At 45.2% G+C, this 20888-nt stretch carries 16 protein-coding genes; 9 read left to right on the top strand and 7 right to left on the bottom strand.

The genetic code is table 11. The features are described 5' to 3' along the window. Positions 1–93 precede the first annotated feature (93 nt). From QUA02_RS33625 to QUA02_RS14025, 4 genes are all read right to left on the bottom strand, one after another. The gene (locus QUA02_RS33625) at positions 94–420 is read right to left on the bottom strand and encodes a hypothetical protein (RefSeq protein WP_445305168.1); all 327 of its coding nucleotides are present in this window, start codon (positions 418–420) and stop codon (positions 94–96) included. Next, complete coding sequence (locus QUA02_RS14035) at positions 413–1291, bottom strand: carbohydrate ABC transporter permease (protein ID WP_333028625.1); 879 nt, start codon at positions 1289–1291, stop codon at positions 413–415. The genes QUA02_RS33625 and QUA02_RS14035 overlap by 8 nt, the downstream gene beginning before the upstream one ends. A gap of 170 nt (positions 1292–1461) precedes the next feature. Next, on the bottom strand, positions 1462–2928 hold the full coding sequence (locus QUA02_RS14030; RefSeq protein ID WP_333028623.1) for a CIA30 family protein: 1467 nt from the start codon (positions 2926–2928) through the stop codon (positions 1462–1464). A gap of 123 nt (positions 2929–3051) precedes the next feature. Further along, entirely contained in the window at positions 3052–5574 is a 2523-nt protein-coding gene (locus QUA02_RS14025) for an ATP-binding protein (protein ID WP_333028620.1), read from the bottom strand. A gap of 488 nt (positions 5575–6062) precedes the next feature. On the opposite strand from QUA02_RS14025, the gene QUA02_RS14020 reads away from it, so the two are divergent. Continuing rightward, positions 6063–6452, top strand: coding sequence for a hypothetical protein (locus QUA02_RS14020; protein WP_333028618.1), 390 nt, complete (start codon positions 6063–6065; stop codon positions 6450–6452). Positions 6453–6576: 124 nt separating this feature from the next. Here the strand turns inward: QUA02_RS14020 and QUA02_RS14015 are convergent, their stop codons facing one another. Continuing rightward, positions 6577–7434 (bottom strand): Hpt domain-containing protein, encoded by an 858-nt coding sequence (locus QUA02_RS14015; protein ID WP_333028615.1) that lies wholly within the window; start codon positions 7432–7434, stop codon positions 6577–6579. Positions 7435–7713: 279 nt separating this feature from the next. Further along, on the bottom strand, positions 7714–8646 hold the full coding sequence (locus QUA02_RS14010) for a DMT family transporter (RefSeq protein WP_333028613.1): 933 nt from the start codon (positions 8644–8646) through the stop codon (positions 7714–7716). A gap of 402 nt (positions 8647–9048) precedes the next feature. On the opposite strand from QUA02_RS14010, the gene QUA02_RS14005 reads away from it, so the two are divergent. Further along, a complete protein-coding gene (locus QUA02_RS14005) occupies positions 9049–9849 on the top strand; it encodes an SDR family NAD(P)-dependent oxidoreductase (RefSeq protein ID WP_333028612.1) in 801 nt (266 codons plus the stop codon). Positions 9850–9899: 50 nt separating this feature from the next. On the opposite strand, the gene QUA02_RS14000 is transcribed toward QUA02_RS14005, so the two are convergent. Next, the gene (locus tag QUA02_RS14000; RefSeq protein WP_333028611.1) at positions 9900–10709 is read right to left on the bottom strand and encodes a calcium-binding protein; all 810 of its coding nucleotides are present in this window, start codon (positions 10707–10709) and stop codon (positions 9900–9902) included. Positions 10710–10901: 192 nt separating this feature from the next. Between QUA02_RS14000 and QUA02_RS13995 the strand changes: the two genes are divergently transcribed. The 7 genes from QUA02_RS13995 to QUA02_RS13965 all read left to right on the top strand — a co-directional run bounded on the left by QUA02_RS13995 (position 10902) and on the right by QUA02_RS13965 (position 20781). Beyond that, positions 10902–11882 carry an ABC transporter ATP-binding protein gene (locus QUA02_RS13995; protein ID WP_333028609.1) on the top strand — a complete coding sequence of 327 codons (981 nt, stop codon included), beginning with the start codon at positions 10902–10904 and terminating at the stop codon, positions 11880–11882. A gap of 82 nt (positions 11883–11964) precedes the next feature. After that, on the top strand, positions 11965–12753 hold the full coding sequence (locus tag QUA02_RS13990) for an ABC transporter permease (protein WP_333028607.1): 789 nt from the start codon (positions 11965–11967) through the stop codon (positions 12751–12753). Positions 12754–13060: 307 nt separating this feature from the next. Further along, on the top strand, positions 13061–15625 hold the full coding sequence (gene nirB / locus QUA02_RS13985) for a nitrite reductase large subunit NirB (protein WP_333028605.1): 2565 nt from the start codon (positions 13061–13063) through the stop codon (positions 15623–15625). A 68-nt stretch (positions 15626–15693) separates the two neighbouring features. Next, complete coding sequence (nirD, locus tag QUA02_RS13980; RefSeq protein ID WP_333028604.1) at positions 15694–16053, top strand: nitrite reductase small subunit NirD; 360 nt, start codon at positions 15694–15696, stop codon at positions 16051–16053. A 212-nt stretch (positions 16054–16265) separates the two neighbouring features. Continuing rightward, positions 16266–18359 (top strand): HEAT repeat domain-containing protein, encoded by a 2094-nt coding sequence (locus QUA02_RS13975; RefSeq protein ID WP_333028602.1) that lies wholly within the window; start codon positions 16266–16268, stop codon positions 18357–18359. 136 nt (positions 18360–18495) lie between these two features. After that, complete coding sequence (locus QUA02_RS13970; protein WP_333028600.1) at positions 18496–19875, top strand: AAA family ATPase; 1380 nt, start codon at positions 18496–18498, stop codon at positions 19873–19875. Then, the gene (locus QUA02_RS13965; RefSeq protein WP_333028598.1) at positions 19876–20781 is read left to right on the top strand and encodes a DUF4435 domain-containing protein; all 906 of its coding nucleotides are present in this window, start codon (positions 19876–19878) and stop codon (positions 20779–20781) included. Positions 20782–20888: the final 107 nt, after the last annotated feature.

Below are 20888 nucleotides of genomic sequence, written 5' to 3'. Positions count from 1 at the left end.
CCAACCCTCCCCTTGCTAAGGGGAGGGAGTAAGAAATTCACAAATGATTTAGGATTGCTATAGCTGACGCACCTTACCTGGATCGTTAATGGTTTAAATGCGTAACAGCGTGTCAGCTAATTGACAAGCCGATTCCGGTACCTTTGCCGATCGGCTTCGTAGTAAAAAACGGGTCAAAAATGCGATCGCGCAAGTCCTCGCTGATTCCCGGCCCGCTGTCATGAATTTTAATAATTGCCGTGTTAGAGTTGCTGAATTTCGTACAAATCCGAATCTGGTAGGGATTTGGTTGAATTTCCTGGATTTTTTTTGACTGCTGGATTCTTCGATCGCATCGATCGCATTAGCTAAAATATTCATAAATACCTGATTAATCTCCCCGCCGCAGCACTCTACATTTTTCAAATTGGGGTTAATCATTGCGAGTCAAACCCTGAAGGCTAACTTGCAGAATCGACAAACCCAAAATCAGCAAAAACAACACCAGCCCGATCGTACAAGCATAACCAATTTCCAAATCCTTAAAAGCCCGTTCGTAAAGATAATAAACAACAGTCTTAGAACTATTGCGAGGCCCGCCCTGAGTCATAATATAAACTTCTTCAAAAACCTTAGTAGCAGAAATCGCCGAAATTACCGCTACCAAAACTAGATACGGCTTCATCAGCGGCACAGTAATATCCCAGTGCTTCCCCAAACCCTCCGAACCGTCAATCGCAGCCGCCTCATAAAGTTCTGCCGGGATAGATTGCAGCCCCGCCAAATAAATCACCATGTAATAACCCAACCCTTTCCAAATAGTAACTGCCATGACGCTAAAGATTGCCAACTTTGGATTAGCCAGCCAAGAAACAGGAGGCAAACCCAACAATTCCCCCAACTGATTCAGCAATCCAGTCTCAGCAAACAGCCACTTCCAAGCAATCCCCGCCACAACCATCGAAATCACCGCCGGCGTGTAGTATGCTGCTCGAAACCAGTTCATCCCCCTAAGTTTTTGGTTGCACAAAATCGCCATTCCCAACGGCACAACAACCAATACAGGCACAACGCAGGTGAGATAAAGCAGCGTATTGGTCATAGTTTGCCAAAATGTGCGATCGGCCCACAACCTCTCAAAATTCTTCAAACCCACCCACTGCGGCATTTGAGTTAAATCATATTCGTAATTAGTAAAACTCAAATAAAAAGCTTGCACCGCCGGCCACAAAACAGTCAAACTCAAAATAAACAAAGCCGGAAACAAAAACAAATAAGGCGTCAAGTAGCGTCGGGAAAAAGTCACAGACATAAATTAGTTATTAGTTATTAGTTATTAGTTATTGGTTATTACTCGTTCCCAGGTCGAGCCTGGGAACCAGTTATCTCGCTTCTCTGCGGAGGCAGACTTCGTTTGTGTAGACGCGGTTTTAACCGCCGACTAATAAGGGTAAGAAACTAATTAGCCCCTACAAACAATTGTTATTTAACTCCAGAAAACAAAGCCTGCCAGTCTCCGGGAGAACTGGCATTTTCCCCCTCTTTCACCTCAAAAGTAACGTTGCAAGCTTGCGGTTGTTCCAAGGCTTGCACGCACAATTCTGCAATATCTTCCCGACTGACTTTGCCCTTAATATTGTCTCCTTGCTCGAAGATTAAAGCTTTGCCTCCCGGTTCTTCAGTCAAAGCGCAAGGTCTGACAACAGTATAAGGTATGCCGCTCGATCGCACGCAATCCTCCCCTTTCAACTTCCAAGTCAAAATTCCCCCCAACATATCATTCATCCTGACAGCCGGCGGTTCTTCTTCCAAGTTAATTCCCGGGCGGCCCGGGCGGGTAACTCCTGCCGAACTCACCATCACAAATCGCGGTAAAGTCTGTCCGCCATCAGCTTTAACAGATTCTAATTCCAGTTGAAAAATACCAGGTGTAAATTTCGGATTGAGCGCGCCGTCGTATTCAAACTTGCTCAGCATTAACTGAAAAGAAAAAATATTGCTGGCATCAAATTTCGAGCCATCTTTAACAGTTTTGGCGCGGAATACTGGAATTAATTTATCGAAGGGAACGACAACAGTAATCCAGGTATTGTAAACAGTATCAAACGAATAGCAATAGCCAATTCCATCCCATTTAGCTTCGCTGCGAACAATCAATTTGTAGCGCTTGCCGTCGCCCTTAACGCGCAGTTGGAGGCCGCTAAATCCTGCGAGATTGAGCGGAGGATCGAAGTTGCGAGTGCGCACCGAAGCAAAGCCGCCAGAGTTGGCAGTAGAAACATTGCCTGTGAATATAGCTGTATTGTCTGTAAGTACGATCGAACTTTCGCTGGTGCCGCCCATTACGATATCGTCTAGCGCACCCCAAGTTTCTTTTAAATCTTGGCTGGGTTTTGTGAAATCAAAAATTGTTTTGTCGCCTGCTTGAATTAGCTGGCGGCGAACAGCTTGCACTAAATTATTGATGCCTTTGTATTCGACTATTTCGGGAACATCCACAACTTCCGGCATATAAAATTTGATGCCTTGATAGTATTTTTCCCTGGTTGGGGTGTCTCCTTCTACCGGTTGAACTTTGGTGCCGGTGCAGCAGATAACTGCTTCTACGCCGTTTGTTACAAGCGGTGTCAGTGTTTCTGGTAGAGTGATATCTGCCTCGACTAATTCGACATTTTTGCCGAGAATTTCTGTTGCTCTTTTGGTATCTCTGACGAGACAGCGTACTTTATATCCCCGCTGTTGCAGCCGCTTGACAACTCGCTTCCCGACACCGCCGGTGCCACCGGCTACCAGTATTAGTTTGGGTTGGTCTTTTTTACTACTTTTGCTGCTGCTTCCGAACAGTTGTTGCAGCCAGCTAATGCTACCAATGAAGGGAATGACGCCGAAATAAGCCAAGGTTTTGACAAATCTGCCGGCATCCCATTGGGCGGTATTTTTTTCAGTCACAGTCGCTTCCTCTGAATTGGCTCAAATCTACTTAGCTGCTTTTGTATTTTAATCGAATTTTTGATTTTTGAATTTGGTCGATTCCCTAGCCTTGCCGATAGCTTGGCTCGCGCGAACTTTTTTTCAGTTTACAATCGGTTTGGGATGAGTTTGGCTCAAGGGAATCTCAATAATCAACTCCGTTCCCTTTCCGGGGGCTGAAATGCAGCTCAATTTGCCGGCGTGTTGTTCCACCACAATTTCATGGCTAATTGCCAAACCTATCCCCGCACCTTTCCCTACCGGTTTTGTGGTAAAAAACGGCTCAAATATTTTCTGGCGAACTGTTTCTGTCATCCCGCAACCGTTGTCCTCGATCCGAACTGCTACGGCTTTTTCTCCCGGACAAACTTCAGTCACGATCCGAATTTGTCCCCACTTGACTGGCTCTTGTTCGCCCCCGTAGTGCGGCGATAAATTATTGTTGACAAAGGCATCTTCTATAGCATCAATTGCATTTGTCAGTACATTCATAAATACTTGGTTGATCTGAACTGCGTAACACTCAACCAAAGGCAGACAGCCGTATTCTTTGATGAGATGAATTGCGGGGCGATCGGGCTTCGGTTTGAGTCGGTTGCTCAAAATCAGCAAAGCGCTGTCCAATCCGTCGTGAATGTCAACTGGTTTAATCTGGGCTTCGTCAATTCTAGAGAAGTTTCGCAGCGACTGAACTATCTCGCGGATGCGGTTAGCTCCTACTTTCATTGAACCCACCAACTTGGGTAAGTCTTCAACTATAAACTCTAATTCTACGGCTTCTATTTCTGCTTGAATTTCGGGCGAAGGCGACGGATAGTGCTGCTCGTAAAGCTGCAATAAATTAATGAGTTTTTGAGTGTATTCGTTGGCATAGCTAAGATTTCCGTAGATGAAGTTAATTGGGTTACTGACTTCATAAGCTACCGCCGCCACCAACTGTCCCAAACTTGACATTCTTTCGCTTTGCACCAATTGAGTTTGCGCCCGCTTAAGCTCGGACATCGCTGTTTTCAAATGAGCAGTTTTTTCGCGTTCTCTGGCGACTGATGCTTCTAGTGCTGTATTTAATTTTTCTAGTTTGTAGACTTGGCGCAGCACTATATTAATCATTGCTTTTTTCAGTTCCAATGCAGCGTCTATTTCGCATTGTTTCCAAGGCAACGATTTGTACCTCACATTTTCTTTCCACAGCTCGAAGGATTTCCGAGGAGACAGCCGAGGGCTGCCATCTTCATCTATTTGAACTGGTTTGTTGGGGTTGCCCGCCCAATTTACTGTCTTAATTACTTCCGGGCGAAACCACAAAATGTATATTTTCGGAGTCGGCGATATTGCTATGGCCAAACACCCGCTAGCCGTGTCTTTAAATTCCTCAGCTTCTGGATAGCATTTGGTCAGCGAGTCTGTATAAAAAATTTCTTTCTTTAGGTGATTTTGCATCCATTGAGTTAAGTATTTGAGCGATTCTCCCTGAGGTGTTTGCCCGACTGGATAGCAATTGTCTCCAAATACTATTGCTGCTCCCTGGGCGTTGACTGCTTCCAGCAAATTATGCTGACATTTAACTAACAGTTGTGACAAGTTTTCGGAGGTGGATATGTCTTCAAAAATCTGGGTTTGAATAGATTTTAAGTGTAGTTTGTAGTCGTAGTCTTCGTTTCCTTCTTTTGATTGCAGTTCTAAGGACATTACTTGCCCGATAAATTCGCAGGCTGCGCGCAATTGATAGTTGAGGTATTTTGGTGTATAGTTGTGGCAAGCAATCAATCCCCACAGTTTTTTGTCTTTGATTAACGAGATTGACATTGAAGCTGCAACGCCCATATTTTGCAGGTATTCTATGTGAACGGGAGAAACGCTTCTCAACACGCTGAAACTGAGGTTTCGGGGCTGGGTGGTAACAGCATTGTTTCCTGAAACAAGGGGAACTGGTTTATAATTAATATCTGGGATCAACCTCAGCCAATTTAACGAATACAGTTTTCTGGCTTGTTTGGGAATATCTGAGCTGGGGTAGTTTAAGCCTAAGAAAGGACTCAGGTTTTCTGCTTTGTCTTCAGCGATTACAGCGCCGTTGCCTTCGGGGTCAAATTGATAGACCATAACTCTATCAAATCCCGAATTTTTCCTGACTTCTTCTACAGTCAGTTGACATAATTCCTTGAGATTTTTGGCGCTTTGAATTTGGCTGACAGTGGCTCTCACTGAATGATAAAAGCTAAAAACAGACAAATTTTCTTGGCTGGTGGCTAATTCTAACTCGACCATCAAAACTTCTTCTACTCGGTGGAGAATGCAGTCAAATTCTAAACAATTGCCTGCTTGTTCCACAGACAGCTTAATGGGATTGACAGTTTTTAAGTTTTCCTTCCGCAAACAGGCCTTGAGTTTTTCTAGCTGAAGTCGATCGAAGAACAAGCTCAAATCTTGACCGATCGCACTTTCTGCATCTACTCCTAACAAATCTTGCGTATTTTCGCTGGCTTGCAGTATTTCTAGTTGAGGTTCTCGTACAACAAGTAGCACCCCGTGCGGCTGAATGTGTCCCGATAGGTGAATGGGTTCTCTGTCGCAATTTGTCAAGTCAACTTCTTCGAGTGCGGGAATTGTGATTTGTCGATCCATTTTCTTTATTTTCCGCTGTAAAATTTTGAGAGGGTTCTATTGATTAGAGATTTGAGAGCAAATCGGCTTTTCCATAATAATCTCATATTGTTCGATCGCATAACGGCTCGAAACCTGGAGGGACGCTAGCAATCAATCATCCGAGAATCAGCGAGTCGAAAATGATTGAGTCGAAAATCAGCCTAAAGTTGTATTACTGTTCGATCGGTGCGGGTCTTCTATATATTTTACGGAGTTGGCTCTTCTATACTATCGATACCCGATGTTAATTATCGCAGCAACTGTTGCAATTCTTCAAGTAGTTTTAATAATTCTCCACAAATATTAAATTTGTGGTATAATTTTGCAAGCAGGAAAAGGGGGAGAGAAATGCGTCTCCAGAGCGGCCTACTGACGAAAATATTAAGTTAAAGTAAGGGTGACACGATCTAAAAGTCAAGTCACGTTAAGCTCTTTAAGTATATCCAACAGGCCCGACAATTAGACTAATGCTCGACTTCAATACAGTTACTGAGTTTTCTTATACCTACTGCATAGGTATCTGTGCATTTTTAGTTCCGGCAAACTTGCTGACTACTTTGCAGACAGCGATTTTGACAGGACTAAACCGACCTCGAATACAAGTTTGGGGGTCTGCGGTTGTGGCCGGCATTTGGGCTACAGCAATGATATTTCACGTTTTTACCTGGTTCGCGATCGGGGTAGTAATGCCTCCGACATACATCTTGCTAGTTATGGGAATCACTTGTTTGACAATCAATGTCTGGGCGATCGCTCATCCTGCAAGCATGATGCAATTAATTCGAGTTGCGGTATCAGTTGTTAGTGGAGCTTTCAGAAAGAAGAAGGATTTAGTTATCTGGGAGAGAAGGAGTTAGTTATCTAGGAACTAAAAAAGAATTTGGCCGGGAGTAATGTGAAAAATGTCAGGGAGAATATTGGTTTGAGAAGAAAGTTTTCCCTGATTCCAAATCAGGGCTCAGAGTCCAGATTTTCTACTGCTTATTCCGGTTCGCGATCGCGACAATCTTCTGTTTCCGGGCCGCGGGGATGGATCGTGCAGTTGAGCAGGTAGCCGCCGTCGCTTCTGCCGTAATAGTAGCGGCATCCGATGCAAATTGCCGGAGGTTCGATCGCACTTTGGTAAACCGGATAATCCCCAGCCGCCAGCAGCGAAAAGTCGCGCTGCGTCTGAACAGTCCCGATCGCAGCGCCTGAGAGTTCGACAGCTTCGCGGATGTTTTCGATCCTGCTGTAAGGCGGCAGGTAAATGTCCATACAAAGGCGAATGCCCTCGCCTTCCTGCTCGTGGCGGGTAATAGTACCTCCGAGCAAACCGACGCGCGAAGCAATGGCGGAGGAAAATTCGCCCGGGGAGGTGCAGTAACCGGAGAAAATGTGAATATGTTCGTCCGTAGTAGCCCTCACAGTCACGCGAGTGGGAATTCGCACTCTCAGGTAAGCGTCGAGTTCGTCAAAAACCGGTTCGGCGAGGGAGAGCATTTGGTTTGCGTCTTCGTGGTCCGGCCCAAAACCCTTAGAAACCTTGGACACGAGGGCTGCTAAAATATCAAAAACTTCGATTAACAGCGATTGCAGCCTGCTATCAACGGCGATCGGACATTCTCTGAGCAGTTTTAAATAATCCTCCAAGCGGTGGGCTATTCGCTGAATGCTGCTAAATCCGAGCATAGCTGCTCCCCCTTTAATCGAGTGCGAGGCTCGGATGAGCTGATGTATCCTTTGGGGAGCTGGCACGGTGTTTTGCATACCCTGCAAGCCTTGTTCGATGATTTGGATGTGTTCTGCGGCTTCTTCGAGAAAGTAGCCGATAATGCGCTGTAGTTGTTCTGGCAGCATAATTTTATTTTCCGAAAGGCACCCGAGGATCGGTTGTCAGTTGTCCGTTGTCCGTTGTCCGTTGTCCGTTGTCAGTTGTCCGTTGTCCGTTGTCCGTTGTCGGTAGTGAGACATTTGATACAGCAGATGGCAAGTTTATGAAGTACATCTCAGATCGATCGATCCCCGTAGGACACGGCATTGCCCAACTGATATTTAACTGACGAGTTATTTGTGTCTTTAAGCCCTAATCTGTTCTATCCTGACTCACGGCAACTGTAGTGGCAATGTTGAAAACTCTTAACTGTTAACTGTTGACTGCGATTTTTGGGCTCCGACGGTAGCGGTTGCTACCCCCAACAGCAGCACCGCAGCACCTGCGAGTACCGCCGGCGCGGGCACTTCCCCAAACAGCAAATAACCCAAACAACTCGCGCCAACCGGTTCAAACAAGATAGCAAGAGTTACTAGAGTTGGGGAAATCTGCACTACAGCCCAGTTTAAAATAGTGTGGCCGACTAATTGAGGCAAAGCGGCCGTTAACAAAATATAAAAATATACAATGTGCGGATAATTGGTATAACTGGTGCCGAAGGCGAGGGGGAGAGGCAGCAGGACGATCGCAGCAACAGTATAGGCGATCGCGATATAGCCACCAATTCCCAGTCCCCGCCGCTGAGCTTCCCGGCCCAGCAGCAAATACAAGCTAACGGCCCAGGAACCAGCCAGAGCAAGGAAATCGCCCAGCAGTTGGCTGCTGCCGGCCTCGGGTGCGCCCGCACTCCCGCCAGCGATCGCCATTCCCCCTGCAAGGGCTATAGTAATGCCAGCGATCGACATTTTGCTGAGTTTTTCGCCGAACCAGAAGCGCGACAAAAGCGCTACCCAGACGGGATTTGTGGTGACGAGGGCAGTCGAGGCGGCGATCGAAGTATAAGAAAGTGAGGTAATCCACAGGGCAAAGTGCAGGGCGAGACACAAACCCGCAGCAGCAGCATAGCGCCGAGCTCCCGGTTGCAGGGCGTTCCACTGAATTTTCCGCCAAGCAGGAAGCAAAATTAAAGCAGATAAAGTCAGGCGAGAAGCGGCGAGTACCAGGCTGAAACCAAAGCCACCCGCGCCTGCTGAAAAGTTAGCCAGCCTAATTAAGATTGAGGCAGTTGAGACGGCTAAAACACCGATAATTAACAATAGGGCGATCGACCAATTCGGCGGTTGTTTCGGAAGATTCATTTTTTTGGTAATTGGTAATTGGTAATTACTGAGATGTTGCACCATTGCCCGAAACAGGCAAGATGCCTGTTCCACAAGAAAATTCACTCTTTGTGGAACAGGCATCTTGCCTGTTCATAAAAAGCTTATTGAGAATGTTGCAAGATGTGAGTAATTACCAAAAATAAAATTTACAGAGCAATTTTTGCACAAATCCTGAACACTTTCTATTCTATTCCCTTCTCCTGTCTTCCTTCGCCTCATAAGCGTCTTCGCGGTTCGTTAAAAAAGCCCGATCGCCGATCGCAAAAAATTGATCTACTCAAGAAATATTAATGTAGAGCGCGCCTAAAATTAGATGACCTCTGTTATAGTTTCAATACCGCAGCAAACCATTTCCCCACTTACAATTTATAACTATCTATGGCTCCTACAGTTTTGATTACAGGCGCTTCTCAAGGAAGCGGCAAAGCAACAGCAATTTTATTTGCAAGTAAAGGTTACGATGTGGTGATGGTGGCCCGCCAGCCAGAGAGATTGGCAGCAGCAGCGGCTCAAGTGCAGCGCGAAGGCACTTCCGCTGTCGCTATTGCGGGGGATGTTGGCGACATTCAACAAGTGCGCGCGATCGTCCAAAAAGCCCTAGATGCCTGCGGGAACATCGATGTTTTGGTTAACAATGCCGGCATTTGTCTCGCGGGGGCGATCGAGCAAACTACCTCCGAAGACTGGCAGCAATTAATGAATACCAATTTTTGGGGCTGCGTTAACACAATTCAAGAAATTTTGCCACATTTTCTGGAACGAAAAACTGGGACAATAGTCAATGTTGGTTCCATTGGCGGCAAAATGCCCTTGCCTCAAATGACTGCTTATTGCGCCAGCAAATATGCAGTAACGGGTTTAACAGAAACTTTGCGGTTGGAATTAGCGCCTCAAGGCATTCACGTTTGCGCCGTGCATCCGGGCTTGATTAACAGCGATTTTTTAGAAAGAGCTCAATTTCGCGATCGAGACGAACCCGCAGTCGAATTGCGCCGCCAGCAAATGAGCCAAATGCTAAAATCTGACTGGGCAAATCAGCCGGAAGATATTGCTAAAGCTATCTGGGATGCTGTGAAAAATCAGCGTGCAGAAATTACCGTCGGCCCTGCTTTTTTCGCGTCGGAAGCTTATCGGTTATTCCCCGGTTTGATGCAGTGGGCAATGGAAAAGGGCAACTGAAGAACAGGCATCTTGCCCGTTCTTGAGAGATAATTAATCAATTAGCTGCTTCAAAGCAAAGAATTAGCACTAATCAAACGACCGTTTAAATCGGCTGGCGTTACATTCAACACAGTACCCAACAAAGCATTAGTAAAACCGAATCTAATATTAGTAGCTTCAACGCGGCCGTTACCATCGGGATCGAGAGTTCCCTGCGAGATGCCACCCTTGGCCAACAAACTCGTTCCCCCCGATATAGTTGCAGGATCGATCACCAGCAGCCTCGGATCGTTTAAGCTATAATTTACCTGTTCAAAGGAGATATTGCTGCTGGTAAAGGCCACACTAATTCCAATCAAATCGCTAGACTTATCAAAATCCACAATTACCGCGTCAGGAACTTCAATGCCAACTACTCTGATTCCCGCTTGATCGACTCGAAAAACAAAGACATCGCTCCCCCCACCACCTTTGTAAATATCCACATCTCTGTCGCCAATTAAAGTATCGTTGCCGTCACCGCCGACTAACAAATCCACACCTTGTCCGCCGCGCAAGAAATCATTTCCCGCGCCACCGTCAAGGAAATCGCTATTTCTATCCCCTGTCAAGAAATCGTCGCCATTTTCTCCCAAAACATCGTCATCATCTTTGCCGCCGTAAATAGAATCACTGCCGACACCGCCTAACAGACTGTCTTTACCATCGTTGCCGAAAATCCGTTCTGCATCTGACGCGCCCCTGACAGTATCATTACCGCCCAGCATCCAAATTCCCCCAGGAAAACTAGCAAGTTGTCCTGGTGCCAGTGTAATATTTTCAGCAGAATTGTCTCCTACCAAACGAGAGATGCCTGAATTATCTGGGGTGAGTACCATAGTTGTAAGTTTTGTGCGATGCGATCGTGGATATCTTGCAATATTCTAGAGATTAGTAGGGTGCGCCAGAACACAGTTACTTGTTGTGCAGCGCGATCGAGCAATCGCTGGCGCACCCTACTAGACAGCTCCATCTTGGCACAAGCCTGGTGGAAGTATCTTAGATTAAAATAAAAGTTAAAATTTGAGCCAATGCCAATTATCTTAGTTGAAGACTTGAGCAAAGTTTATCCGGTAGCGATTAAAGAACCGGGACTTAAAGGAACACTGCGACACTTTTTTAACCGCACTTACCGCAATATCAAAGCAGTTGAGGGCGTTTCTTTCAGTATTGAACCTGGGGAAGTGGTGGGGTTTCTCGGCGCTAACGGTGCGGGCAAAACTACTACGCTGAAAATGCTGACTGGTTTGATTTATCCGTCTGCTGGTACTGTGAGAGTGTGCGATCGCACTCCTTTTCGCCGCGAAGCAGATTTTCTGCAAAAAATCACCCTAGTCATGGGACAAAAACAGCAGTTAATTTGGGATTTACCCGTGCTCGACTCTCTGCGAATCAATGCCGCAGTCTACGGCATTCCCGATGCAGATTATCGGCGGCGAATCGGAGAATTGACAGAGATGCTGTCACTAGAAGGCAAGTTAAATCAGGCGGTACGAAAGCTTTCTTTAGGCGAACGCATGAAAGCTGAATTGATGGCGGCGCTGCTGCACCAGCCGGAGGTATTATTTTTAGATGAACCGACTTTAGGTTTGGATATAAACGCACAGTTTAGCGTCAGGCAATTTCTGCGGGAATATAACGAGCGCTATCAAGCAACGGTGCTGCTGACAAGTCACTACATGGCTGATATTACTGCTTTGTGCAAGCGCGTTTTGTTGATCCATGAAGGTCAATTAGTTTATGATGGCAGTTTGGACGGATTGCTCGACAGGTTTGCACCTTATCGGGAAGTTCAGATAGAATTAGCTCATCCGCTGTCAAAAGATAGCGCTTTTGGTTACGGCGAGGTAGAATCAATTGAGGGAAATTTAGTACGTTTTTTGGTCAAAAGGGAAGAGCTGACGGTGAGCGTGTCGAAAATTTTGGCGGAGTTGGAAGTGATTGATTTGACTGTTACCGATCCGCCCATTGAAGAGGTAATTGGTAGAGTGTTTCGCACGGGAAAAGTGTAACATAATTAACGCACAAACTATACTTGTAGGGTGCGCAATGCGCACCTTACAACAACTGAAAAATCTAAAACCTAAAATTGATATGACACGATTCATCAGAATTGCTAAAACTTTACTAATTACCTACTACGCTTATATGCTCGAATATCGAGCAGAATTGCTTTTATGGGTGCTGTCGGGAGCTTTGCCGTTTATATTGATGGGCGTCTGGATGCAGGCGGCTCAAACTGGTCAATTCGGGCTGAACGCGATCGACTTTGCCCGTTATTTTTTAGCGGCTTTCATTGTGAGGCAAACCAATGTAGTTTGGGTGATTTGGGAGTTTGAAAAGGAAGTAGTACAAGGCAGGCTATCTAATAGATTGTTGCAGCCTCTCGATCCGGTATGGCATCACTTTGCCTCTCACGTTTCCGAAAGGTTTGCGAGGCTGCCGTTTGTATTTGGATTAGTGCTGCTGTTTTTTGCACTTTACCCACAGTCTTTTTGGCTGCCGAGTTTGGGCAGGTTTTTGCTATTTTTGTTGGTTGTCGTCTTGGCTTTTTGCTTGCGGTTCTTGATACAGTATACCTTTGCACTGTTTGCTTTTTGGCTGGAAAGGGCAAGTGCGATCGAGCAATTCTGGTTTTTAATTTACCTGTTTTTATCGGGACTTATCGCGCCGCTAGAAGTGTTTCCCGCACCCGTGCGCGAAGTAGTTTTGTGGACGCCGTTTCCTTATTTGATTCATTTTCCCGCTTCAATCTTGATAGGATTGCCCGTAGATGTAGGCCGCGGTTTGTTGGTGATGCTGGGTTGGGGTGCGGTGTTTTTTGTGTGGAATCGCTGGCTTTGGCGGCAGGGTTTGAAGCAGTATTCTGGCATGGGAGCTTAAATAATTAATTAAAAATTAGAAAAGTGTAGGGTGCGTCACAGTAAAAATGTTAATCGTTTTGTCAAAAAGACGTGACGCACCCTACTTAACTGTGGAGTAAATCTAAAATTTAAAATCTAAAATCTAAAATCTAAAATCGACTGACGCACCCTACTTAACTCGATCGCACACATCATGCACAAATGCAATCGGGAGCATTCAACAATTGCATAAACATCAATTTTTTGTATCTATAAATACAAAATTTAACCATAAAGTCTTATATTAATAAACCCAACGACTGATAAACGGGATAAAAGAGATTCTAATGACAGCCAAAAAAAACCTCATTGTAATCGGCAATGGCATGGTAGGTCACAAGTTCCTAGAGTTAATGGTCAACTCAGATGCTGCCAAACGCTGGAATTTAATTACTTTTTGTGAAGAACCGCGCGTTGCTTACGATCGCGTAAACCTCAGCGGATTTTTCTCTGGCAAAACAGCGGGAGATTTATCTTTAGTTGCACCTGGATTTTATCACCAAAATGACATAAAGATTCACATCGGCGACAAAGCAGTCGCCATCAATCGGGAACAGAAAACAGTCTCTTCAGCCAACGGTTTAGAAGTTCCCTACGACAAAATTGTCCTCGCCACCGGTTCCTATCCATTTGTACCGCCGATCAAAGGCAAAGATACTGCCGGCACTTTCGTTTACCGGACAATTGACGACTTGGAGGCGATGTCAGAACACGCTAAAGATTGCCAAGTCGGTGTAGTAATCGGCGGCGGTTTGTTGGGCTTAGAATGCGCCAATGCTATCCAAAATATGGGGTTGAAAACTCATGTGGTTGAGTTTGCATCGCGGCTGATGCCCTTGCAAGTTGACGAGGTTGGCGGTGCGATTCTCCGCAGCAAAATAGAAGAGTTGGGGGTTTCGGTTCACACCAGCAAATCTACCACAGAAATTGTTAGCGAAGATGGCAAAGTTACTAAAATGCTGTTTGCTGACGGTTCGGAATTGGCAACAGATATGATTGTGTTTTCTGCTGGCATTCGCCCCCGCGATGAAATTGCGAGAAGTTGCGGTATAGAAGTAGGAGAACGCGGCGGCATTGTGATTAATGATAGCTGCCAAACTTCCGATCCTGACATTTACGCGATCGGAGAATGCGCGCTTTATCAAAATCGCATCTACGGCTTAGTTGCGCCTGGGTATACAATGGCTGGCGTAGCGGCAGATATTTTGAGCCGTGCAGCGGATGACGGGCAAGATGCCCGTCCCACAAGCACTTTTACAGGTGCGGATATGTCCACTAAACTCAAATTATTGGGGGTGGATGTCGCTAGTTTTGGAGATGCTTTTGCTAAATCCGCAGATGCTAAAGAAATTGTTGTTGCTGACACCTTTCAAGGCATTTACAAAAAATTAGTTTTAAATCAAGACGGCAGCCGGATTTTAGGCGGGATTCTCGTTGGAGATGCTTCTGCTTACGGCACTTTGCTGCAATTCATGCAAAATGAAATTTCTTTGCCGCCGCATCCTGAAGATTTGTTAATGCCACCGCGATCTGGCGGAGTACCTGCGGGCTTGGGTGTGGACAGTTTGCCGGATTCGGCTCAAATTTGTTCTTGCAATAATGTCAGCAAAGGGCAGATTTGCGAGGCGATTCGCGATCGCAATTTAACCGATGTTGCCAGCGTCAAAAAATGTACTCAAGCTGGTACGGGCTGCGGCGGGTGCGTGCCTTTGGTGACGGATATCTTCAAATCGGAGATGAAAAAAGCCGGGTTCGCTGTCAAAAATCACCTCTGCGAACATTTTGAATATTCCCGTCAAGAATTGTACCATTTGGTGCGTTCTCAAGAGATTAAAACCTTTGAAGAGTTGATTGAAAGACACGGCAAAGGTAAGGGTTGCGAAATTTGCAAGCCTGCTGTTGGTTCGATGCTGGCTTCTACTTGGAATGACCATATTTTAGAGAAGCCTCACGTCGGTTTGCAAGATACGAACGATTACTTTTTGGCAAACATTCAGCGCGACGGTACTTATTCGGTGGTGCCCCGAATACCGGGGGGAGAAATCACGCCGGATAAGTTGATTGTTTTGGGGGAAGTTGCTAAGGAGTTTGGGCTTTATACTAAGATTACTGGCGGGCAGCGGATTGATTTGTTTGGAGCTCGCGTGGATCAGTTGCCGCATATTTGGCGCCGGTTGATTGATGCGGGATTTGAGTCGGGACACGCTTACGGTAAGGCTCTGCGTACTGTAAAATCTTGTGTTGGCAGCACTTGGTGCCGTTTTGGGGTGCAGGATTCTACGAGTTTGGCGATCGAAGTTGAATTGCGGTATCGCGGTTTGCGATCGCCCCACAAGCTCAAATCTGCTGTCTCTGGTTGCACTCGCGAATGCGCGGAAGCTCAAAGCAAGGATTTTGGGATAATTGCTACTGAGAATGGTTGGAATTTGTACGTGTGCGGCAACGGGGGAATTAAGCCGCAGCACGCGGTTTTGCTGGCTACGGATATCGATAAGGAAACGCTGATTAAGTATATCGATCGATTCTTAGTTTTCTACATCCGCACGGCCGACAGATTGGAACGCACTGCTACTTGGTTGAACAAACTTGAGGGCGGGATTGAATACTTGAAGCAGGTGATAATTGAAGATTCTCTCGGAATTTGTGATGAGTTGGAAGCGCAGATGGAACACTTGGTGAATACTTATCAATGCGAGTGGAAAACTACGGTTGAAGACCCGCAAAAGGTGCAGCGGTTCCGGCATTTTGTGAATTCCGATTTGCCAGATCCGAGTATTGTTCGCGTCGAGGAAAGGGGACAAACGCGGCCGGCTAACGAGCATGAAAAGGCTCTGGTTGGAGTTTCGGAATAACCCCTCCCCAGCCCTCCCCTTGAATCAGGGGAGGGAGCAAGATTGAAGTAAATTAACAGGAAAATAAAATGGTTCAATCGCTATCAGTTTGTGATACAGTAACAACTTGGGTAGATGTGTGCTCTCTGGATGCGATCGCCCCTTATACTGGAGTTTGCGCTTTAGTTAAAGGCGAACAAGTGGCGATTTTCCGAGTGGGAAACGGGGAGGAAGTTTATGCGCTTAGCAATTACGACCCGTTTAGCAAAGCTTTTGTTTTGTCGCGGGGAATTGTGGGCGATCGCAGCGGCACTTTGAAAGTTGCTTCTCCGATTTACAAGCAGAATTTTAGCTTGGCTACGGGCCAGTGTTTGGACGATGAAACGGTAAAAATTCCGACTTTTACGGTTCGGGTTGCAGCCGATCGCGTCCAAGTAGCTGTTAGCTAGATTCAGCGGCTTAATGGTTCGATCGCCATCCGCCAACACCTAACATTCCTGTGGGTGGTGGCGAATTTTGCATTGGGGCGCGACCAAGTAGTTTTGGTATAAAATGGAGTCGATCGGCGACCTGCTCCAGGAAGGCTCAAAAAACTCTAAGCTAATACTGGATGTGGTTTCGGATTTTTAATGCAAACAAACTCGAAGGGCAGGATATGGGTATGTTGTTAAAAAAACTTGTTTCCGAAAATAATCCCCAGACAGTGGCAGAGTTAATCCACGCGCAACTCAAAATAGGTCAACTGACTTGGGGCGAACTCAAGACACAAGTTTTCGGCCAGCACTGGCGGGACGAATCTTTTCATGAAGTCCTCAGAGAAATTGCAGCCAAGCTCGACAAAGAAACAGCGAGCGAAATTATAGAATATCTCACAGATCAAAACGGTCAAGAAGAAAAATTTATTAATTTGTTTTTAGCAGCACAATGCCTGTTAAAAGTTAAAAATGACGTTAATAAAACAACAGAAATAAAACTGTTAAACGCTTTAAAAAAGTTATCGCACTACGGCACGGGTTTCCTGATTCTTTATCAAAGCGCTCAAGAATTGCAGGAAACTTATCAAATTCGACATCGATCGATCGCGGCGATCGCCCAAACTTGGAAAAACGACCCGCAAACCCTGCCTTGGCTGAAAATACTCGCTCACTCCAGCGACAGCGGCGAAGTCCGGGCCACCGCAGTCAAAGCAATAGCCCGCGGCTGGCCAGACGATCGAGAAATTTACCTGATGCTCAAAAAACTAGCCAAATTAGATAAAAGTTGGGCAGTGCGATCGACCTGTGTGCGAGAAATGGCTTCGGGTTGGCCAGACAGCAGCGATACCTGGTCGCTGCTGACTGCTTTGGCTCAGTCCGATCGAAGTCCCGCAGTCCGCACCGCAGCACTCGAACAGTTGGCCTCAAATTGGCCCGATCGCACAGATACCTTGCTGCTGCTGAGAACCGCCGCCGAATCCGACGAAAATTTGGGAGTGCGAGTCTGTGCGTGGCAAGAAATAGCCAGAGGTTGGCACAGCGTTTTAAGCACTTTCTCCCTGCTCAAAAACCTTGCCCAGACAGGAAGTTCTATCCTGCGAACAGTAGCGGTGCGGGAGTTGGCAGCGGGCTGGCCCGCCGTGCCCGATGTTTGCCTGCTGCTGAAAACTCTAGCCGCATCCGACAGCAGCCAAGAAGTGCGGACAGCGGCGATCGAAGAATTGGCCTCGCGCTGGCCCGGCGAAGCAGACATTTACCCGCTGCTCAAAAGTCTCGCCGAGTCCGACGCGAGTTCGAGCGTCCGGCGGTCAGCAGTGCAAGCAATTGCCTCTGGCTGGCCCGGGAACCCCGAAACTCTGACTTTTTTGAAAAATATAGCTACGAGCGATCGCGACAGCGAACTGCGAGAAATTGCCCTACAAGGGATAGCCGCAGGTTGGCCCGACCACCCAGAAACCCTGCCCCTGCTGCAAAAAATAGCTGATTCCGAGGATTACTGGACTGTGCGGCAAGTAGTAGTGGAAGCTGTCGCCGCACTGCCGTCAGCCAGTCTCGAAGTCTTTGGCTGGTTGCAAAATCTCGCCGAGTCAGACAGACACCTGAACGTCAGAGAAACTGCCGTGCAGCAGATAGCAAGACGCTGGGCTCACCGTTCGGAGACGCTGCCTTTCCTCAAAAGCCTGGTCGAGTCGGAGCAAGATTCTCACCTGCTGAGCGTGCTGGTGCGGGCGATCGTGCGGGGGTGGCCCGACGACCCGGAAACCTTGCCTTGGCTGAAAATTCAGCTTGATTCTAGCGATGCGCTTGTTCGTCCAGCGGCGGTGCTTGAACTCGCTTGCAACTGGCCGGACAATCCTGAAACTTGGATGCTGCTGGAGGCTAAAGCAGAGGGCGATGAGAGTCCCGCTGTGAGACAAATCGCTTTGCAAAAGTTAGCGCGTGGGCGAACAAATCAGTCGCCGATTTTTGAGTGGCTCAAAAATAGAGCTCAACAGGATGAGGATTCGCAGGTGCGGGCGATCGCTCTGGTAGAGTTAATGCGGGGATGGAAAGACGAGGCGGGAATGTTTGAGTTTTTGCGCGATCGGGCTTTGAACGATGTTGACGATCGAAACGGTTCTTTTCCTTACAATCCACGATTTACAGCACTCGAAGCGATTATCGAACATTATCCCGAAAATCCGGGTGTTTTGCCTTTGTTGCGATCGCTTGCAGTTTCCGACGCAGACGAGCAAGTACGGGTCTTAGCCGGCCGCCGACTGTGCAGCCAAGATTGGTAAGTGGAAACTATTGCGGTTTCATACGCTATAATGGCGTACTAGACCGCAGTTGCAGTGTGATGAACAGTTATGCCGATGTTGTGTCTCTGATTGTTGACTATGATGGATAAAAGTTCAAAAGCTGGAAAACTTAACTATGCTGCTAGGTGAACACCCCAACTCCAGCCAGTTAAAGTCGTTTGCAATTAACGGCTTATTTGGCTTTAAGGATGTGGCGATACCTTTTGATAAAGAAGCAGTAATTCTGATTGCAGAAAATGGTTCGGGGAAAACTACCATTCTCAATATACTTTACTATTCAATTTCCTGTAAGTTTGATAAATTAAGCACTGTAGAGTTTGAGTCAGTGGTTCTTGAATTTACATCTGGGGTTAGTGTTGAAATCAAAAAAAGTGACTTAAATTCGTTGTATGATCCTGATCTTTTTGATACTTGGTCTGTTCTTAGACGATATTTACCTATTCGAGAAATAGATATGTTGCAGAGAGAACTCAGGAAAAGTTCATCCTCTGAATTGGCTCGGAGACGCATACTTGAATTAATAGATAGATATTCTATATCTATTCCATCTAAATACTTGAACAGCTTGATGAGAGAATGGAGTTTAAAAGTTAGAGGTGAGAAAAAAATAGAGCAAAAAAGTGAAATTTTTAAAAGTATAGCCACTATTCAAGAAAACTTGAACGAGTCAGTTTTATATTTTCCAACCTATAGAAGAATCGAAGAAGATTTAAAAAATTTAGGATACGAAGATGAGAGATTTGAGCGATTAAGCCTTGGGGAAGGAGAAAGTAAGCTGATCCAATTTGGAATGAATGATGTAATTGATAGATTTGACAAAATTAAAACAACAATTAAAAACTCAGCACTCAATTTATTTTCAAAAGTGACGGGTGAAATTTTAACTCAGTTTGTAGAGGGTATTGCGATTACTCAAGAAATGAGAGACAGCATTCAACCAGAGACTTTAAATATAGTTCTAAGCCGTGTTGGTGAAAATAATATATCAATTTCTGACCGAAGTAAAATTGAAAAACTGGTGAGTTCAAAAGAAATAAACTCTGGTGAATATGAGCAATTAGTCTATTTCTTATCAAAATTAGTTGGTTTATATGAGCAGCAAAAAGAAAAGGATGATTCTATCAATCAGTTTGCTACAATATGTAATGAGTATTTAAATAAAAAACGTATTGTTTACGATCAGGCAAATGTAGACATATCAATAATTCAAACTCGAAATAAAAAACCGATTGATATTAAAAACCTTTCTTCTGGTGAAAAGCAAATTATATCTTTGTTTTCCAGAATTTATTTAGAGTCTTCCGAAGACTTTATTTTGCTGTTTGATGAACCAGAGTTATCGCTTTCTATAGAGTGGCAAAAGCTTTTACTTCCAGATATTTTGAAGTCAGGTAAATGTAAATTACTGTTAGCAGCTACTCATTCTCCATTCATCTTCGATAACGAACTAGATTCAAATGCTAACGATCTAGATATTTTTGTGCGAGAGAGATAAATGTCTGTAAACACTTTAAGGGCATCCCGAGACAAGGCGGTAGTCATATTTACTGAATTGACTAGATTATATAAACAATATCCCTTTGCACTATATTGCTTTTTTGAAGGAGAAGATAGTAAATACTATGGAATCAGGATCAAAAACATTATCAGACCTGAAAAAGATGTCCATTTGTCTTGTAAAGGCAAAGAAGGAGTTTTAGGAATCCATAGAATGCTTTCAGCCAGAAAGTATTATGCAAATATTAGAGCAGCTTATTTCATAGATAGAGACTTTGATAAATCGATTAGTGATCTCGGCTTAAACGGAATATATGAAACTCCCTGCTACTCGATAGAAAACTTCTACACCTCAGTTCAGTGTTTTTCTGAGGTTTTGAGAACCGAATTTAAGCTGATGGAGTCGGATGACAATTTTGAAAGATGTGTTTCTTTGTATAGAAAATTGCAAGAGGAGTTCCATAATGCTGTTGAATTGCTAAATACTTGGATTGCGTGCCAAAGAGATAAGTCTAGTGAACTCAATATCTCGGATATAAGTGTGTCGCGTTTTGTAAATATTGAGTTGGATAAAATCACAAAAAAGTACGTAATTGATGATTTGTATACTATGTTTCCGGGTGCTATTACCATCTCTCCAGAAGAATTAGATGCAAGGTTAACCGAGTTACGATGTAGTACCAGACAAAAAAGTTTTAGAGGTAAATTTGAGATTGAATTTATGCTCACTTTTCTCCAAAAGCTGATGCCTGAAGCTAACCAAGGTAACTACCCTTATTTCACTCGAAAATTCAAAGTAGTTCTATCTTTATCAAAAAGAAACATTATTTCTGAGTTATCTCAATATGCTGATACGCCAGATTGTCTTGATAGCTACCTTAAGTCTTTTCGCTCTGCATCTTAGTCTATTCATTCCCACAACAGGCCGATCGCAAAGGGAGCATGTCACTTTTGCGATAAGTATTTATACTTGTGCAGTTTTTCGAGGTCTACCAATTAAGCCATTTAAGT

Source organism: Microcoleus pseudofavosus SVA1_A4 (assembly GCF_036700565.1).
GTDB lineage: Bacteria > Cyanobacteriota > Cyanobacteriia > Cyanobacteriales > Microcoleaceae > Microcoleus.
Note: the sequence above shows the minus strand (reverse complement) of the source record. Positions and strands in the feature narration are given on the sequence as shown.

Bases quoted from the DNA above. Each gene is read 5' to 3' on its own strand.
- QUA02_RS13975 (WP_333028602.1), top strand. From the start codon at position 16,266: ATGTTGTTAAAAAAACTTGTTTCCGAAAATAATCCCCAGACAGTGGCA.
- nirD (WP_333028604.1), top strand. From the start codon at position 15,694: ATGGTTCAATCGCTATCAGTTTGTGATACAGTAACAACTTGGGTAGAT.
- QUA02_RS14035 (WP_333028625.1), bottom strand. From the start codon at position 1,291: ATGTCTGTGACTTTTTCCCGACGCTACTTGACGCCTTATTTGTTTTTG.
- QUA02_RS13970 (WP_333028600.1), top strand. From the start codon at position 18,496: ATGCTGCTAGGTGAACACCCCAACTCCAGCCAGTTAAAGTCGTTTGCA.
- QUA02_RS13965 (WP_333028598.1), top strand. From the start codon at position 19,876: ATGTCTGTAAACACTTTAAGGGCATCCCGAGACAAGGCGGTAGTCATA.
- nirB (WP_333028605.1), top strand. From the start codon at position 13,061: ATGACAGCCAAAAAAAACCTCATTGTAATCGGCAATGGCATGGTAGGT.
- QUA02_RS14010 (WP_333028613.1), bottom strand. From the start codon at position 8,646: ATGAATCTTCCGAAACAACCGCCGAATTGGTCGATCGCCCTATTGTTA.
- QUA02_RS33625 (WP_445305168.1), bottom strand. From the start codon at position 420: ATGATTAACCCCAATTTGAAAAATGTAGAGTGCTGCGGCGGGGAGATT.
- QUA02_RS14020 (WP_333028618.1), top strand. From the start codon at position 6,063: ATGCTCGACTTCAATACAGTTACTGAGTTTTCTTATACCTACTGCATA.
- QUA02_RS13990 (WP_333028607.1), top strand. From the start codon at position 11,965: ATGACACGATTCATCAGAATTGCTAAAACTTTACTAATTACCTACTAC.
- QUA02_RS14025 (WP_333028620.1), bottom strand. From the start codon at position 5,574: ATGGATCGACAAATCACAATTCCCGCACTCGAAGAAGTTGACTTGACA.
- QUA02_RS14000 (WP_333028611.1), bottom strand. From the start codon at position 10,709: ATGGTACTCACCCCAGATAATTCAGGCATCTCTCGTTTGGTAGGAGAC.
- QUA02_RS14005 (WP_333028612.1), top strand. From the start codon at position 9,049: ATGGCTCCTACAGTTTTGATTACAGGCGCTTCTCAAGGAAGCGGCAAA.
- QUA02_RS13995 (WP_333028609.1), top strand. From the start codon at position 10,902: ATGCCAATTATCTTAGTTGAAGACTTGAGCAAAGTTTATCCGGTAGCG.
- QUA02_RS14015 (WP_333028615.1), bottom strand. From the start codon at position 7,434: ATGCTGCCAGAACAACTACAGCGCATTATCGGCTACTTTCTCGAAGAA.